At 65.1% G+C, this 16,141-nt stretch carries 13 protein-coding genes; 4 read left to right on the top strand and 9 right to left on the bottom strand.

The window, feature by feature from the left end:
- Positions 1–7 precede the first annotated feature (7 nt).
- The 4 genes from G6N28_RS17880 to G6N28_RS27375 all read left to right on the top strand — a co-directional run bounded on the left by G6N28_RS17880 (position 8) and on the right by G6N28_RS27375 (position 6,984).
- Positions 8–511: a CAP domain-containing protein gene (locus tag G6N28_RS17880; protein ID WP_163902552.1), complete on the top strand. Its 504-nt coding sequence runs from the start codon at positions 8–10 to the stop codon at positions 509–511.
- A gap of 154 nt (positions 512–665) precedes the next feature.
- Positions 666–1,877, top strand: coding sequence for an acetyl-CoA C-acetyltransferase (locus G6N28_RS17875; protein WP_163902550.1), 1,212 nt, complete (start codon positions 666–668; stop codon positions 1,875–1,877).
- A gap of 35 nt (positions 1,878–1,912) precedes the next feature.
- A complete protein-coding gene (locus G6N28_RS17870) occupies positions 1,913–4,060 on the top strand; it encodes a 3-hydroxyacyl-CoA dehydrogenase NAD-binding domain-containing protein (RefSeq protein ID WP_163902548.1) in 2,148 nt (715 codons plus the stop codon).
- 257 nt (positions 4,061–4,317) lie between these two features.
- Positions 4,318–6,984 carry a PGRS repeat-containing protein gene (locus G6N28_RS27375; RefSeq protein ID WP_163902546.1) on the top strand — a complete coding sequence of 889 codons (2,667 nt, stop codon included), beginning with the start codon at positions 4,318–4,320 and terminating at the stop codon, positions 6,982–6,984.
- 265 nt (positions 6,985–7,249) lie between these two features.
- Here G6N28_RS27375 and lipA read toward each other — a convergent pair whose 3' ends face one another.
- The 9 genes from lipA to G6N28_RS17820 all read right to left on the bottom strand — a co-directional run bounded on the left by lipA (position 7,250) and on the right by G6N28_RS17820 (position 16,120).
- The gene (lipA, locus tag G6N28_RS17860) at positions 7,250–8,188 is read right to left on the bottom strand and encodes a lipoyl synthase (RefSeq protein WP_163902543.1); all 939 of its coding nucleotides are present in this window, start codon (positions 8,186–8,188) and stop codon (positions 7,250–7,252) included.
- Positions 8,189–8,196: 8 nt separating this feature from the next.
- Positions 8,197–8,406, bottom strand: a complete 210-nt coding sequence (locus G6N28_RS17855; RefSeq protein ID WP_235674618.1) for a biotin/lipoyl-containing protein — start codon at positions 8,404–8,406, stop codon at positions 8,197–8,199.
- Between the two features lie 31 nt (positions 8,407–8,437).
- On the bottom strand, positions 8,438–9,463 hold the full coding sequence (locus tag G6N28_RS17850; RefSeq protein WP_163902539.1) for an alpha-ketoacid dehydrogenase subunit beta: 1,026 nt from the start codon (positions 9,461–9,463) through the stop codon (positions 8,438–8,440).
- 21 nt (positions 9,464–9,484) lie between these two features.
- Positions 9,485–10,459: a thiamine pyrophosphate-dependent dehydrogenase E1 component subunit alpha gene (locus tag G6N28_RS17845; RefSeq protein ID WP_163902537.1), complete on the bottom strand. Its 975-nt coding sequence runs from the start codon at positions 10,457–10,459 to the stop codon at positions 9,485–9,487.
- A 104-nt stretch (positions 10,460–10,563) separates the two neighbouring features.
- Positions 10,564–11,448: an SAM-dependent methyltransferase gene (locus G6N28_RS17840; protein WP_163902535.1), complete on the bottom strand. Its 885-nt coding sequence runs from the start codon at positions 11,446–11,448 to the stop codon at positions 10,564–10,566.
- On the bottom strand, positions 11,445–11,753 hold the full coding sequence (locus G6N28_RS17835; protein WP_235674617.1) for a 2Fe-2S iron-sulfur cluster-binding protein: 309 nt from the start codon (positions 11,751–11,753) through the stop codon (positions 11,445–11,447). The genes G6N28_RS17840 and G6N28_RS17835 overlap by 4 nt, the downstream gene beginning before the upstream one ends.
- Positions 11,754–11,801: 48 nt before the next feature.
- Positions 11,802–13,127 carry an aromatic ring-hydroxylating oxygenase subunit alpha gene (locus G6N28_RS17830; protein ID WP_163902530.1) on the bottom strand — a complete coding sequence of 442 codons (1,326 nt, stop codon included), beginning with the start codon at positions 13,125–13,127 and terminating at the stop codon, positions 11,802–11,804.
- 165 nt (positions 13,128–13,292) lie between these two features.
- A complete protein-coding gene (locus tag G6N28_RS17825; protein WP_163902528.1) occupies positions 13,293–14,435 on the bottom strand; it encodes an acyl-CoA dehydrogenase family protein in 1,143 nt (380 codons plus the stop codon).
- Between the two features lie 29 nt (positions 14,436–14,464).
- The gene (locus G6N28_RS17820; RefSeq protein WP_163902526.1) at positions 14,465–16,120 is read right to left on the bottom strand and encodes a long-chain fatty acid--CoA ligase; all 1,656 of its coding nucleotides are present in this window, start codon (positions 16,118–16,120) and stop codon (positions 14,465–14,467) included.
- Between the last annotated feature and the right edge of the window lie 21 nt (positions 16,121–16,141).

The raw sequence follows: 16,141 nt of genomic DNA, 5'->3' as shown, positions 1-16,141 counted from the left end.
GACATCGATGAACTTCGCATCCCGCACCGCAATTCGAGGGCTGTCCGCCGTCGCCGTGGTGACAGTTGCGCTCGCAGCGACCGGGCCCGCGCATGCACACGCCGACAACAGCCGGCTGAACAAGAGCGTTCGGCAGATGGTCAGCATCGTGCAGTACAAGGCGGGATGTCCTGGCCACGTCAAAGCCAGTCCGCAGTTGGAGTCGGCCGCGCAACGACACAGCCTGGATGTGCTTAATTCGCGCTGGCTGGACGGTGACATCGGATCAGACGGATCGACGCCTCGGGACAGAGCGGCCGCCGCCGGCTACCGCGGGAACGTCGAGGAGACCGTGGCCATCAACCCGGCGCTGGCGATCAGCAGCCTTGAACTGATCAAGCAGTGGCATGCCGATCCGCGCAAGCTGGCCACCATGCAGAACTGCGCCAACACCGAAATCGGGGTGTGGTCGGAGAACAGCCTCGATCGGACCGTGGTGGTTGCCGTGTATGGACAACCCGAAGCCAAGTGAATCAGATTGCACGGCAATGTTTTCAGATACTGCTAGCCGAGCCATCATTCACTTGACATGACCCATAAGGGATCTCGATGCTCGACACCGGTCGGCTGACCGCATCGACGCGGAGCGCCGACGTTTCCGGCTGCTCCGATGTGAAAGGCTCGACGTGCCGAACGAGGTCTTCATTTACGATGCGATCCGCACGCCACGCGGGAAGAACCGCAGAGGCGCGCTGACCGGAGTCAAACCGATCAGCCTGGTTATCGGGCTCCTCGAGGCGCTTCGGCGTCGCAACGCGAGTCTCGACCCACGGCTGATCGATGACATCGTGCTCGGCTGCGTGACACCGCTGGGTGACCAGGGTGCCGATATCGCGCGCATCGCGGCGCTGGCGGCAGGGCTCCCGGACACTGTCGCCGGTGTGCAGTTGAACCGGTTCTGTGCATCCGGACTGGAGGCGGTCAACGTTGCAGCGCAGAAGATCGCCTCCGGGTGGGAGTCCCTGGTGCTCGCCGGTGGGGTGGAAAGCATGTCGCGGGTGCCGATGGGCTCCGACGGCGGCGCGTGGGCCCACGATCCGGAGACCAACCTCGCCACCGGCTTCATCCCACAGGGCATCGGCGCCGACCTCATCGCCACCTTGGATGGATTCAGCCGCCACGACGTGGACACCTATGCCGCCGAATCACAGGCCAGAGCCGCCAAGGCCTGGGCGAACGGGGCGTTCGAGAAGTCTGTCATTCCCGTTCTGGACCGCAACGGCCTGACCGTTCTCGACCACGACGAGCACCTGCGGCCCGGAACGACCGTGGAATCGCTGTCATCGCTGAAGCCGGCGTTCGCGACCCTGGGCCGGGAGGCCGGTTTCGATGCGGTGGCACTGCAGAAGTACCACTGGGTCGAGAGCATCGACCATGTCCACACCGGTGGCAACAGTTCGGGCATCGTGGACGGGGCGGCACTGGTGCTGCTGGGAAGTCAGAGCGTCGGCGCGAGACTGGGTTTGACACCGCGGGCCCGTATCGTCGCCACCGCAGTCAGCGGAGCCGACCCCACCATCATGTTGACGGGACCTGCCCCGGCGAGCCGCAAGGCCCTCTCCGTCGCCGGATTGACCATCGACGACATCGACCTCGTCGAGATCAACGAAGCATTCGCGTCGGTGGTCCTGCGATTCATGAAAGACCTTGGTGTGCCCCACGACATCGTCAACGTGAACGGCGGTGCCATCGCACTCGGCCATCCCCTCGGCGCCACCGGGGCGATGCTGATCTCGACCATCGTCGACGAACTCGAACGCCGCGATCAACGCCGCGGCCTGATCACGTTGTGCGTAGGTGGCGGAATGGGGATCGCCACGATCGTCGAACTGGCTTGACCCCCCTCACTTACCCTTTGCCCGAGAGGAAACACGTGCCCGATAACATAATCGGCTGGTCCCAAGACAACGGCATCGTCACGTTAACGTTCGACGATCCCACACAGGCTGTCAACACGATGAACGCCGCCTACCTCGCCTCTTTCGACCGTGTCCTTTCGAAACTGTCCGAGATGGGCGATTCGCTCACCGGTGTCATCGTCACCTCCGGCAAGCCGACGTTTTTCGCCGGCGGCGACCTGCACGACCTGCTGGCGGCCACGCCCGGTGACGCCGCTCGGTTCGCCGCATCGACCGCCAGAATCAAGGGCCAGCTCCGCGACCTGGAACGGATCGGCGTCCCAGTGGTCGCTGCCCTCAACGGCACCGCGCTCGGCGGCGGCCTCGAACTTGCGCTGGCCTGTCACTACCGCATCGCCCTGAACGACCTGGCGATCCGCCTCGGTCTGCCGGAGGTCACGCTGGGCCTGCTGCCCGGCGCGGGCGGAGTGGTGCGCACGGTCCGAATGTTGGGCCTCGACGTCGCACTGGACAAGGTGCTGCTGCCCGGGAAGCGGTTCAGTCCGGCAGAAGCGCTGGCGCTTGGGATCATCGACGAACTCGCCTCCGATACGGAGGACCTGGCAGATCGGGCGCGTGCCTGGATCCTGGCTCATCCCGACGCCCGCCAGCCTTGGGACGGCGACGACGCGGTACCCGGTGGCCATACCCGCGATGACGCCGTGCAAGCCACCTTGAGCGCGCGACCGGCGAGATTACGCGCAGAGCACAAGGGTTCGCCGATGCCCGCACAGTCGGCGATCCTGGCCGCCGCGGTGGAGAGCGCAGCCGTCGACGTCGACACCGCGCTGGCGGTGGAGACGCGCTACTTCGTCGAACTGGCGACCAGTCAGATCTCCACCAACATCATCCAGGGCACGTTCTTCGACCGGCAGACCGTGCGTTCGGGTGCCAGTCGGCCGCAAGGCTTTCCGCGACACACGGCCCGCTCGGTGGCCGTGGTCGGCGCGGGCATGATGGGCGGAGGTATCGCGCTGACGTGCGCGTTGGCGGGGCTGCAGGTGAAGCTCAAGGACGTCGACGCGAATCGCGCACGCAAGGGCAGAGGGTACGCCGAGAGGGTGCTCGCCAAGCAGGTCTCTGCGGGCAGGCGCAGCCAGGACGACGCCGATGCGGTACTCGCCCGGATCACCGCCACCGGCGATCTGGCCGACCTCACCGGATGTGATCTGGTCATCGAGGCGGTGTTTGAAGATCCCGAGCTCAAAGCCGACGTGTTGGCAGAGATCATCGAGGTCGTCGCCGATGACGCGGTCATCGCCTCGAACACCTCGACACTTCCGATCACCGGGTTGGCTGAAAGCGTCGACCGGCCAGCCGATTTCATCGGGTTACACTTCTTCTCCCCCGTCGAACGGATGGATCTCGTCGAGATCATCGTCGGGCACCGAACCAGCGACGCCACCCTTGCCAAGGCGTTCGACATCGTGCGGCAACTCGGCAAGACACCGATCGTGGTCGGCGACGCGCGCGGATTCTTCACCAGCCGTGTCATCCTGGCCCGGTTGCTCGAAGCCGCCGCGATGGTCGGTGAAGGGCTCTCGCCGATGTCGATCGAGCAGGCGTCCCTACAGGCCGGATACCCGGTCGGCACACTTGCGCTGCTGGATGAGCTCACCCTCACCCTGCCGCACAAGATCTTCGGCCAGTTCCGCGACGAGGCGCAGACGACCGGCGCCGCGTTTGTCGAGCACCCCGGCGATGCGGTGCTGGGAGTGATGATCGACGGTGCATGCCGGCCCGGGCGGGCTGCCGGGGCGGGGTTCTACGACTACACCGACGGGCGACGGGCGGGTCTGTGGCAGGGGCTCGAGGAGCGCTTCGGCCCGAGCCGGCCCGCAGACGACCTGCAGGAGCTGATCGACCGGCTGTTGTTCGCCGAGGCGATCGACACCGCCCGGTGCCTGGAAAGCGGGCTGCTGCGCTCGACCGCCGACGCGAACGTCGGCTCGATTCTCGGCATCGGATTTCCGGTCTGGACCGGTGGCGCCGCCCAGTTCGTCGGCGGATATCCCGGAGGACCAGCCGGGTTCGTCGCCCGCGCCCGCGAGCTCGAGAACAAGTTCGGGTTTCGCTTCGCGTGCCCGCCGTCACTCGGCGCGGTCGCACCGCTGACCATTTGAATAACCTCCCGTTGAAACCCAGACCGACGCTCCCGTTAATAAGGGGTGATCCCCGCGACCCCGCGAGGCACTGCTCATCGAACGAGGAGTTGATCACCATTTCTGCGACGACTGGACCCGTGCGCCACACCGATCGAATCGTCCGCTCTGACGATGACACCATCTTGTGCTCAACAGCTTTCGGCGAGGCGGCGGAGGTTATGGCCGCCGGTGAGGATGGGCACCGGACTCGCAGGCGCTGGGTGCGAGCAGGCGCGGTGGCCGCCGGGTTGAGTGTCGCCCTGGTCGCGGGCCAAGGAGTCGCCGCAGCAGAGCCGTCGGACACCGGCACAGACTCCGCTACGGCTTCCGAAGTCGCGCCTAAGGCGGGTTCCTCGGATGAGGATCATTCGTCGACCGGCTCAGCGCAGCACAGCACGACCACCTCATCGCCGGACGAGGGCCCGAAATCGATGGTGTCGGCACAGCAGAACGGCGGCGGCTCCAGCGACGAAACCGATGCAAAAGCGGAGGACGAAACCGACTCGGACACCGACGATGTCGAGGAGACGGAAGACACCGATACGGACACAGATGACGTCGAACCGGGCATCGAGGTCGACGATCAGGACGACACAAACACAGCACCCCCGCTGAATTCTCGATCACGATCAACCCCCACGTCGGCAAGTGCGTCGCACGACGACACGACAGGGGCAGCCACGTCGCCTGTCCCTTCGAACGCACTGAGATTCGCCGGATCGGACAGCAAACCCGGTACAGCACAGTACTCCTCACCTCTGAATCCTCTGCTGCAGGCGGCGCACCAGCTCGGTGCGCAGTCGATCGGCAACCCGGCGTCGCCGTCCGTCGGCGCCGGGATTCTCTTTCACGTCAACACGATGTTCGCCGTGGGCGGTCGGTGCGGGTTGATCTGTAACGGTGCTGCGGGCACCGAGGCCAACCCGCACGGCGTCGGCGGCGGCTGGCTGTTCGGCAACGGCGGTGCCGGTTGGTCGAGCACCACCCCCGGCGTCGCAGGCGGCAATGGTGGCAACGGCGGCCTGTTCTGGGGGCACGGCGGCAACGGCGGAAACGGCGGTGCGGGCGCGGCGGGCGGCAGGGGCGGCAACGCGGGCCTGCTGTTCGGCAACGGCGGCACGGGCGGCGCCGGCGGCGCCGGGTTGAGCGGCACCGCTGGTGTCACCGGAGTCAACGGGGGCCGCGGCGGGGACGGCACCGCGGGCGGCGATGGTGGCGCCGGCGGAAACGCCGGCCTGTGGTGGGGATATGGCGGCAACGGTGGATCCGGCGGCGCCGGAGGCAACGGCGGTGCCGGGGCACATGGCGTCGACGCGGCAGAGGACAGCGGCGATGACGGTGGCGTCGGCGGCAACGGGGGCACGGGCGGAACCGGAGGCGCGGGCGGCGCGGGCGGCACGGGGTCGCTGATGTTCGGCCACGGCGGCGACGGCGGCGCGGGCGGCGCGGCCGGCTCCGGGGGCGCCGGCGGGTTCGGTGGCACAGGGGGCGCGAGCGTGATCACGCTGCCCGGCGGCAAGCTCACCGACAGCGGCGCGGCGGGTGGCGCCGGCGGTATCGGCGGTGCGGCCGGGCTTGCCGGCATCGGCGGATCCGGAGGTGCGGGCGGCCTGTTCGGCCAGGCCGGTCTCGACGGTGCCATCGGCGCGTTCGGTACGGTCGGTGCCGACGGCGGTATCGGCGGTGCCGGCGGCCTGGGTGGTCGGCTGCCCATCATCGACCTGGACACCGCCACGCCCGAACAGCTGAAATTGATTGCGCTGATGAAAGAGCTCGGGCTTCCGATCCAAGCGGTAACCGGCATTCAACTCGAGGATGTCGACGGACGACTCGTCGGACCGCTCAACGCCTATCTGTACAACCCGGTGATCGGCCAGGCGATCTTCAACGTGGGCAACACCTTTGCCTCGTCGAGTCTGCCTGCGCGCGTCAAGGAGATCATCATTCTGTCCGTCGGTGGACAGTGGGGATCCGAGTACGAGCTCTATGCACATGTGAAGGCCGCGCAGCTGTACGGCATCGATGCCGAGGCGATCGACTCCCTGGCCAACGGCCAGGCCCCGGCGGGCCTCACCGGCAACGAATTGGTCGCCGCCCAGTTCGTTCAGGAACTGGTGTCGACGCACCGGGTCAGCGACGCAACCTACGCCGCGGCGGTGGAGGCATTCGGGCAGGCGGGCGTGGTCGACATGGCCAATCTGGCCGGTACGTACCTCGGCGCCTCGGCACTGCTCAACGCATTCGAGGTGCAGGGGCCGGACCAGTTCGCCGCCCCGATCCCGCCGGCTCCGCCGTCACCGGTGCCGCCCAGCGACGAGTACGGTCTGGGCGGGCGGCTGCCGTTGCTCGACCTGAGCACGGCAACCCCGGCACAACTCGAGCTCGCGGCGCAGATCAAGGCGGTCGCGATCCCGACGCAGCAGGCCACCGGGATTCAACTGCTGTCCCCGGAGGGACAGCTGATCGGCCCGCTGAACTCCTATCTGTACAACCCGACGATCGGTGGGGCGCTCTTCGACGTCGGCAACGCATTCGCCGCCTCGACGCTGTCGCCGAGGGTCAAGGAGATCATCATTCTGTCCGTCGGCGGGCAGTGGGGTTCGGGATATGAGCTCTACGCCCACAAGCTTGCCGCGCAGATGGTCGGGGTTCCTCAGGATGCGATCGACGCGCTTGCCAGCGGAGAGCCGGCGGTGGGATTGTCCGGCGACGAGCTGATCGCCGCCCAGTTCGTCCAGGAACTGGTGTCGACCTACCGTGTCAGCAATGACACCTACCACGCAGCTGAAGCGGCATTCGGGCAACGCGGGCTCGTCGACCTGGTCAACCTGGCCGGCACCTATCTCGGCGCCTCGGCCACGTTGAACGTCTTCGCGATTCCGGTTCCGCCGGAGCAGCCGTAGCCAACGTCGTCCACACCACCTTCTGTACCGGAACTGCGGGGGCCCGAACCCGTAGCTCTGGTACAGAAGGTGGTGTCGCGGACGATAGTCGACATGCCATGAATTGGCCCGTGACATGGGTCTGTAATGCACGGAAGTATTTGTCCTACTTGGCAAAACCTGGAATTGCCGCTACCCGGGGTGGGCAGCTGGGTGATCGTCGACCCGAACGCCGCCTGGTGACCGCCCATAACCAGATGGATGGTGCGGTCCGAAGAAATCGAGGCTAGCCTGTTGAGTTTTCCTCACGCAGTTGCACCGCCCGAGCGTACAGTCGGCCGGCGCGGTAGGACGACCGCACGAGCGGTCCGGCTAGCACACCAGCGAATCCGAGACCCTCAGCATAGGTGGCGAAGTCGGCGAACTCGTCCGGGTGTACCCAGCGGTCGACCGGATGATGCCGCGGTGACGGTCGCAGGTACTGGGTGATGGTGACGATGTCACATCCCGTTCCTCGCAGGTCCCGCAAAGCCTGGTGAACCTCACCGGTGGCTTCCCCGAGTCCGAGGATGAGGTTCGATTTGGTGACCAACCCGGCGTCGCGGGCGGCTGCAAGGACGTCGAGGCTGCGCCGGTAGCCGAACGCCGGCCGGATCCGCTTGAAGATCCGCGGAACCGTTTCCAGGTTGTGTGCCAGCACTTCTGGTCGCGTCCGAAATACCTCATCGAGTAAGGCTGCCTCGGCGTTGAAGTCAGGGATGAGCAACTCCACACCGGTGGCGGGGTTCAGCGTCTTGATCTCGCGGACAGTCTGGGCGTAGAGCCACGCGCCGCCATCGGGCAGATCATCGCGCGCGACGCCGGTGACCGTTGCATACCGCAGACCCATCGCCTGCACGCTCTCGGCCACCCGGCGCGGTTCGTCGCGATCGAGCGGCGCCGGTCTGCCCGTGTCGATCTGGCAGAAGTCGCAGCGCCGACTGCATTGATTGCCGCCGATCAGAAACGTCGCCTCCCGGTCCTCCCAGCATTCGAAGATGTTAGGGCAGCCCGCTTCCTGGCACACGGTATGCAGGTTTTCGCGGCGCACCAGTTCGCGCAGCTCGGTGTACTCCGGTCCCATGTGGGCCCGGATTCTGATCCACGGCGGTTTGTCCTCGATCGGGGTGTGTGCGTTGCGCACCTCCAACCGCAACAACCGGCGTCCGCCCGGGGTGACGGCCACGGCCCCGGCTAGGAGATCCTGGCGATCGGGCTGGCCTGTTGCACACCCTGGTCTTCGGCGACCAGCAGCGTGATCGTGCCTGACTGGGGGGCAACGATTTCCATGTCGGCCTTGTCTACGGCCACTTCTGCGATCAGGTCACCCTCGATGACTTCGTCCCCGTCGGCGACGAACCAGGTGGACACCACCCCCTCGGCGTCCGGGTCATTCTCCGACATCGGGGGGAACAATACGTCTGTCATGGATTCTCTATTTCCTCATCATCTCGACCACAGCGGCGCGGATGCGCTCAGGGGTGGGGAGCACGGCCAGCTCGAGTGGCCGGGCATAGGGCAACGACACATCGGGGACGCAAACACGGGCCGGCGGAACCGTGAACAGTTTCGGGTCGCGTTCGGTGACGCGGGCGATGATCTCACCGGAGAGCCCGAATGACTCATAGTCCTCATCGACCACGAGCAGGCGGCCGGTCTTGGCTACCGACTCGAGGACGGTGTCGGTATCGAGCGGCACCAGGCTGCGCAGATCCACCACCTCGCAGTCGATCCCGTCATTGGCCAGTTCGTCGGCGACATCGAGGGCATGGTGCACCGACAGCGACAGGGTGACGATCGAGATGTCGGTGCCAGGCCGGACGACGTTGGCCTTGCCCAAGTCGATCTCGTAGGAGTCCCGAGGGACCGGGCCAAGGGAGCGACTGGTCTTGGCCATCCAGGACAGCCCCATGATGCCCTTGTGGAACATGTAGACGACCGGGTTGTCATCGCGGATCGCCGCGATCATCATGCCCTTGGCGTCGGCGGGCGAACTCGGTACCACGACCTTCATTCCCGGCAGGTGCGCGAAGGTGCCCCACAGGCACTGCGAATGTTGTGCGCCATCCGAATAACCGCCGCCGACGGCCGACATCAGCACCAGAGGCACCTTGATGTTGCCTCCGGAAAGCAGATGAATTTTGGCCATGTGGTTGTAGATCTGGTCCATGCAGACACCGAAGAAGTCGACGAACATCAACTCCACGATCGGCCGCATTCCCTCGATGGCCGCACCGACGGCGGCACCGATGAAGCCGGTCTCCGAGATCGGCGTGTCGATCACCCGCTCCGGACCGAACCGGTCGATCAAGCCGGCAGTCTGGTCGAAGACCCCACCGAACGGGCCGATATCCTCGCCCATTACGAACACCGATGGGTTGCGCTCCATCTCCGAGGAGATGGCTTCGACCATCGCCTTGGAGACTGTCAACTTCCGCGTTGCGCGTACGCTGGTGGTCATGTCTGCTCCTTTGCGTGGGGTCTAGACGAACTGGTAGTCACGGGCTGTGGCCGGATCAGGGACCGGCGAGCCTTTGGCGAACCGGATTGCGCTCTCGACTTTCTCGACCGCCCACGCTTCGATTTCAGCCGCCGTGTCGGCACTGAGCACAGCGGAATCGCGCAGCCGTTTCTCATATGCCGGAAGGGGATCGGCTGCGGCGACGCCTTCGAGGTCAGGCCGGTACACTTGGGCGTCGCCTTCGAAGTGGCCCCACAGTCGCAGCGTCTCGACTTCGATCAAGGTGGGTCCGCCGCCGTTGCGGGCGCGGGTGATCGCGTCGCCGGCCGCGTCATAGATGGCCTCTACGTCGTTGTCCTTGACCAGGACCCCGGGCATTCCGTAGGCCACGGCGCGGTCGGCGTTGGAGGCAATCGCGGTCGACTGCTTCTTGGCCACAGAGACCCCCCAGCCGTTGTCTTCGATCACGAAGACGACCGGAAGGTTCCACAGGGCCGCGAGGTTGAGCGACTCGTGGAAGGCACCCTGGTTCGCTGCGCCATCGCCGGTGGTGGCCACCGCCACCCGTCCGGCTCCCTCCCGTTTGAAGACCATTGCGATGCCGAGGGCGGTTGGCAGCCCTTCGGCGATGATTCCCGAGCAGGAAAAGTGTGTCTCCTGGTCGAACAGGTGCATGTGGCCGCCTCGGCCCTTGCCGAGACCGTCTACGCGCCCGAATATCTCGGCGGTCATCTTGTCGATGTCGACGCCCTTGGCAAGCGCCCAGCCGTGCGGGCGGTGCGGCCCGGTGACGGCATCCTCTCGCCTCAGATGCGCGCAGAAGCCTGCCGGCACCGGTTCCTGCCCGGTCGACAGGTGCATCTCGCCGGGAATCTGTCCCATCGCGATGTTGAAGCTTGGCTTCTTGTCGAGGTGGTATTCGCGAAGGATCGCCTCCTCGTAGGTTCGGATCAACCGCATCATCCGGTACAGGTCGAGTCGCGTCGCGCTGTCCATGCCCAGGTCTCCTTCACGTCGTGGTTCGCATGTACACCTTCGTGGCCGACGGAACGCGAGACAACGCACCGAATTTCAAATGCTTCCAGATGACGGCGGTGTGATCAGGTACTGCGAATCGCTGTCACGAATTCGATATCCGTGATGACGTCCACGGTGGGAGTCGGGACTCCATAGGTGGCGAAAACCGCGGCGGCGGTGAAGCTCGTCGCTGCCCATCGATGCGCCTGGAGATGAACTGCGACCATCTCGCGTCCCGAACCAGCTGCCGCCGTGGACGTGTCGAGCCGATGCTCGACGGGTCGCACGTTCGTACCGGGTGATCCCGCGATCCTTTCCCTGAGTTTGTCGACGTCGACCACCGTATCTGCGGCGAACCTGCTGCCAGCGGGGCTGAGCGCCGAGATCCCGTCGAGGAGCCGGTGGCGGGCCGTCGCCGGCAGATAGGGCATGAGCCCTTCGGCACTCCATGCGGTGGGCACCGTGTCGTCGAAGCCGTTGTGGCGGAGAACCGTGACCCAATCATCGCGCAGGTCCACCCCGACGACACGGTGGTCGACTCGAGGGTGCACGCCGAGATTGGTCATCGTCCGGGTCTTGAAGCTCAACACCTCGGCGAGGTCCAACTCGTACAGCGTGGCACCGGACGACCAGGGCAACCGGTAGGCCCGGGAGTCGAGTCCCGCTCCGATGATCACGACCTGGGTCGTTCCGGCGTGCTGGCTCGCGGTGAGGAAGTCGTCGAAGAACCTGCTCCGCGTGGCGACCCAGTCCACCATGCCTGGCAGGGCGAAGCCGGACTCGTCGAGTTCTCCGGCGGCGAGCCGTGTGAAGAACTCGACGCCGACGGCTGATACCAATGGCTCGGCGTAGGGGTCGATGATCAGTGGGTCTTGTCTTCTGGCCGCGGCGGCTCGGGCGGCGGCCGCCTCGGTGGCGGTCAGTCCGAGACCGGATCCGGGGTCCCAATCAGCGCGGGACTGGGTCATCGTGCGTCGCCCTGCAGTGGACGGACACCGTTCTTTCGCACCGTGACATCCCCGCTGACCCGGGCCTGGCAGGCGAGCCGGATGCGACCCGCCGATCCCCTGCGAGCCAACAGCATCTCGACCGTTTCGATTTCCCGGGAACCGGGGTGGGACAGGTGTTCCTCCCCCGTCGTCACCTCCACCCAGCAGATCGAGCACGTACCGTCGCCGTGACACATTGTCGGCCAGCGGTATCCGCTGCGCACCGCCGCGTCCATGATCGTCTCGCCCTCGGCGATGGTGAGCACGGCACCGACGGGATCCACCCGAACGCAGTGGTTTTCAGTCGGTGCCGAGCGGCGGGCCATCCACCGTCACTTCGCCAGATATTCGGACAGAGCCCGGTGCAGGTTGCTCACGTTGCCGTCCGGCCGTCCCCACAGCGGGCCGCGGAAGCCACGGGAGTGCACACCGCGCTGCCAGAACGGCAGGTTCGTGAAGTCCTGCATCGCCACAGTGCCCCAGGCCTTGGTGTCACGCCAGTCTTCGTAGAACTCGAACTCCATAGGCGGACGCTCGGCACCGTCGGCGAAGAGCTTCATGTAATAGATATCGATGATGCACTGTTCGTGGTTGAGGCCGTTGGGGGTGAACCGCAGGATCAGCGCGTTGCCCGCGTTGCACGGAATGGTGAAGTTCGGGAAGATGTTCCACAGTTCACCGGCTAGCAGCTCGGAATCGTCGAAGCCGCTGAGATCAATGCCTTCGGCCTTGGCTTGCTGACGCCGAACGTCGGCAAAAAAGGTACCCATGCTGACGTCTTCGGGCAGCGCCATCGCGGTGTCCAGCAGCGCGTTGGCCATCTCGACATCGGCCTCGTTGTAGTAATCAAACTCGGCCAGGTCAGCCGTCAGAGCCAGCAGGATGTCCTTGCGGTCCCCGACATCATCACCAAGCCGGGCGCTGGGTCGGCCAACGTTGCCCGGCTTGATGCGGTGCATTCCATGATCGCCGTGCTGCTCGTAGATCATCCCCGTATCGTCGAGGTACCGTAGGGCCTGCGGATGGGTACCGACGGCGTGGTAGGTCTCGATGAACGCTTCGTGGCCCAGCTTCCAGTTACAGTCCACCACCGCGGATCTCAGCCGTGTGCACACCATCTTGTGAATTCCATAGTGCTCCACCCGTTCCCGCACCGGACCCAAAAACTCGTGTAGTGGCGCCGCGTTCTGGTCCATGTTGATGAAGACGAAGCCCGCCCACACTTCCACCTTGCACTCGGGCAGTCGTAGGGCCTGTGGCGAGATGGCGTTCTGGTCGAAGTCCTGCGGGTCGATGACTTCCTTGAGCGACCCATCGAGATTCCAGCACCAGGAGTGCGACCGGCACCGAATCTCGCGGGTCGATCCCCTGCCGTCTTTGAGGCGCATGCCGCGGTGTTGGCACACGTTGTGCAGGGCCTTGATCTCCCCGGCCTCGGTGCGCACGATCAGGATCGACTGATCACCGATCTGATACTCACAGAAGTCGCCGGGATTCTGGACTTCTTCGATCCGGCAAGCCACCTGCCAGACTCGCGGCCACAGCTTCTCGTTCTCCAGCCTGGCGAAGTCGGCCGAGGTGTACCGGTCACGAATCCCGAGTTCCGGTCCAGTACTATGGTAGTCGCGCTGTGTCCCGGGTTGAGCGGTGGCTGTCATCGAAAGGTTCTCCTATCACTCACCGGCGCCGGTTCTTGTTCCGGATCCGATGTCGCCTCAAGTTCACCCGATTCCCGTCTGCCATACAACACGCGAATTTTCAAATGACGACCGCAGTAAGATTCATTCGATCACGCCTCGTACCAATGCTTTTCGGCTCTACGCTCATAGCCCGAGGCTGCGACCGATGAGGTCCTTCATGACCTCAGTGGTCCCGCCGTATATCGTCTGGATCCGGGTGTCGACGAAGTCCTTGGCCACCTTGTACTCGTTCATGTATCCGTATCCGCCGTGGAGCTGCAAACAGGCGTCCACCACACGCTTGGCCAGTTCGGTGCTCCACCATTTGACCTTGGCCGCGTCGACAGCGTTGAAATCCCCGTCGGTCACCGCCTGCAGACATCGGTCGACATACTGCTGTGCGATGTCGAGCTCGGTGTCGAGTTCTGCAAGGACGAACCGGTTGTGCTGGAAACTCCCGATCGGCTGCCCGAACGCGGTGCGGTCCTTGGCGTACTGCAGGGTGGTTCGCAATGTCTCACGTGCACCCGCAACGGCCGCGACAGCGATCGAGAGCCGTTCGTACGGCAGGTTTTCCATGAGGTGATAGAAGCCGCGGTTCTCCTCACCGAGGAGGTTGGCGGCCGGAATGCGGACGTCGGTGAAGCTGAGTTCGGCGGTGTCCTGCGCTGGCTGCCCCATCTTGTCGAGTTTGCGACCACGCTCGAAGCCGGCCATACCGCGTTCCACGACCAACAATGAGAAGCCTTTATGGCCGGCGGCCGGGTCGGTGCGCGCCACCACGATCACCAAGTCGCTGTTGATGCCGGCGGAGATGAACGTCTTGGACCCGTTGAGGATCCAGTCCGGCCCGGACCGAACCGCGGTCGTACGCATGCCAGCCAGATCGCTGCCGGCGGACGGTTCACTCATCGCAATCGCCCCGATGAGCTCCCCGGTTGTGTAACCCGGCAGCCACCGCTCCTTCTGTTCGGGTGTGGCCAGGGACTTGAAGTATGGACCGACGATGTCGTTGTGCACGCTTAGTGCCGGGGTCAGAAACCCGAACTTGGCGAGTTCCTCGACGATCACGGCGTTGAACCGAAAGTCGTCAGATCCCCCGCCGCCATACTCCTCGGGCATGTTGAAGCCGATCAGACCGTAGCGCCCTGCCGCGCTGTACGCCGACCGGTCGACGATGCCGTTCGCCTCCCACCTCTTGGCGTTCGGCGCCACTTCGCGCTCGATGTAGCGTCGGGCCGTCTGCCTGAGCTGTTCGTGCTCCGGCTCGAAGATCGACCGTCTCATGCTGGATTCCTCGTGATCAGTACTGCTCGCTAGGTCGAGTGCTCGGCGGGTTGCGCGGCGGAAGGCCCGATGAATCGGTAGTTCTCGAACCGGGCCCGCAAGGTCTTCTTGCTGAACTTGCCGACGCTCGTTTTGGGTATCGAATCGATGAACTCGACGCCGTCCGGAAGCCACCATCTGGACACCCGCGGCGTCAGGTGTTCGATGAGTTCCTCGACGCTCAGTGATTCCCCCGGCTGCACCACCACACAAGCCAGCGGCCGCTCGCCCCAGCGCTCGTGAGGAACCGCGATCACCGCCGCTTCGGCGACCTTGGGATGAGCCATGATCTCGTTCTCCAGTTGCACGGAGCTGATCCACTCGCCGCCGGACTTGATCAGATCCTTCGTGCGGTCGACGAGGAGCAACGAGCCGAATTCGTCGCACACCCCGACGTCGCCGGTGCGCAGCCAGCCGTCGGGGGTGAAGGCAGAATCGTTGGCGTCGCTGCGGTAGTAAGCACCCGCGATCCAGGGTCCGGCGACCTGAACCTCTCCGGCGGAGCGGTCGTCCCAGGGCTGTTCGGCGCCGTTGTCGTCAGCAAGCCGGAGCTGCACCAGCGGAACGGGCGGCCCCTGGCGCTCCCGTGTCGCGGCCAGTTGGTCCTCTGACAGCCGAGCGTGGTGCGAACGGGGCGTACCGGTTGTGGCCAACGGGCTGGTCTCGGTCATCCCCCAGACATGGGTCAGCGGAACCCCGATGGAATGTACGTATGTTTGCGACAGCGCTTTGGGAACTGCCGACCCTCCGCTGAGAATGAATCGCACCGAGGACAGGTCGTAATCGTCGAGCATCGGCACCAGGCTCATCCAGATCGTCGGCACGGCCGCGGTCACAGTGACGCGATGGTCGGCCAACAAACCCAGCAACGCGGCCGGGTCCATGTTGGGGCCGGGGAGCACCAGCGACGCACCCGCCAGCAGCGCCGCATACGGCAGGCCCCACGAGTTGGCGTGAAACATCGGCACGATCGGCATCACGACGTCGCTTTCGGAGAGGCCCGTCACGTCGGCGGCGAGTGCGGCCAAGGAATGCAGCACGGTGGATCGGTGTGAATAGACCACACCCTTGGGGTTGCCGGTGGTACCCGACGTGTAACACATCGCTGCCGCGCGGTGCTCGTCGGTGACGCGAAATTCGCCGTCGTACGGTCGGTTCTGCAGCAGACCGTCGAAGGTGAGCACGCGCGGATCGTCGGGGAGCTCGTTGGATGCACCGTCTTCGATGACGACGAAGTACTTCACGCTCGACAGCTCGTCGGCGAGTGGCCACAGGATGCCGAGCAACGACCGGTCGACGAAGAGGATTTCATCTTGTGCATGGTTGGCGATGTAAATGATCTGGTCACCGAACAGCCGAATGTTGATGGTGTGCAACACCCGTCCGGTACACGGCGCGGCCAAATACAGGGCCAGGTGGTCGACGGTATTCCAGCAGAACGTACCGATCCGCGCGTCGGCGGCCAGTCCCAACGCATCGAACGCCGTGGCTAGGCGTCGCACCTTCTGGCAGACCTCACCGATCGTGGACACCGACACAGCCCCGTCCGCGCCGGCGGTGGCGATCTCCTTGTGGCCGAAGTACCGCTCGGCGCGATGGAGCAGATGAGGCAGCGTAAGCGGTCGATCCTGCATCAAGCCAAGCACGGCAGTTCCTTTCTCCTGTCG

The sequence above is a fragment of the Mycolicibacterium pulveris genome, from assembly GCF_010725725.1.
Classification (GTDB): domain Bacteria; phylum Actinomycetota; class Actinomycetes; order Mycobacteriales; family Mycobacteriaceae; genus Mycobacterium; species Mycobacterium pulveris.
This window is presented reverse-complemented; position numbering and strand designations above follow the sequence as displayed.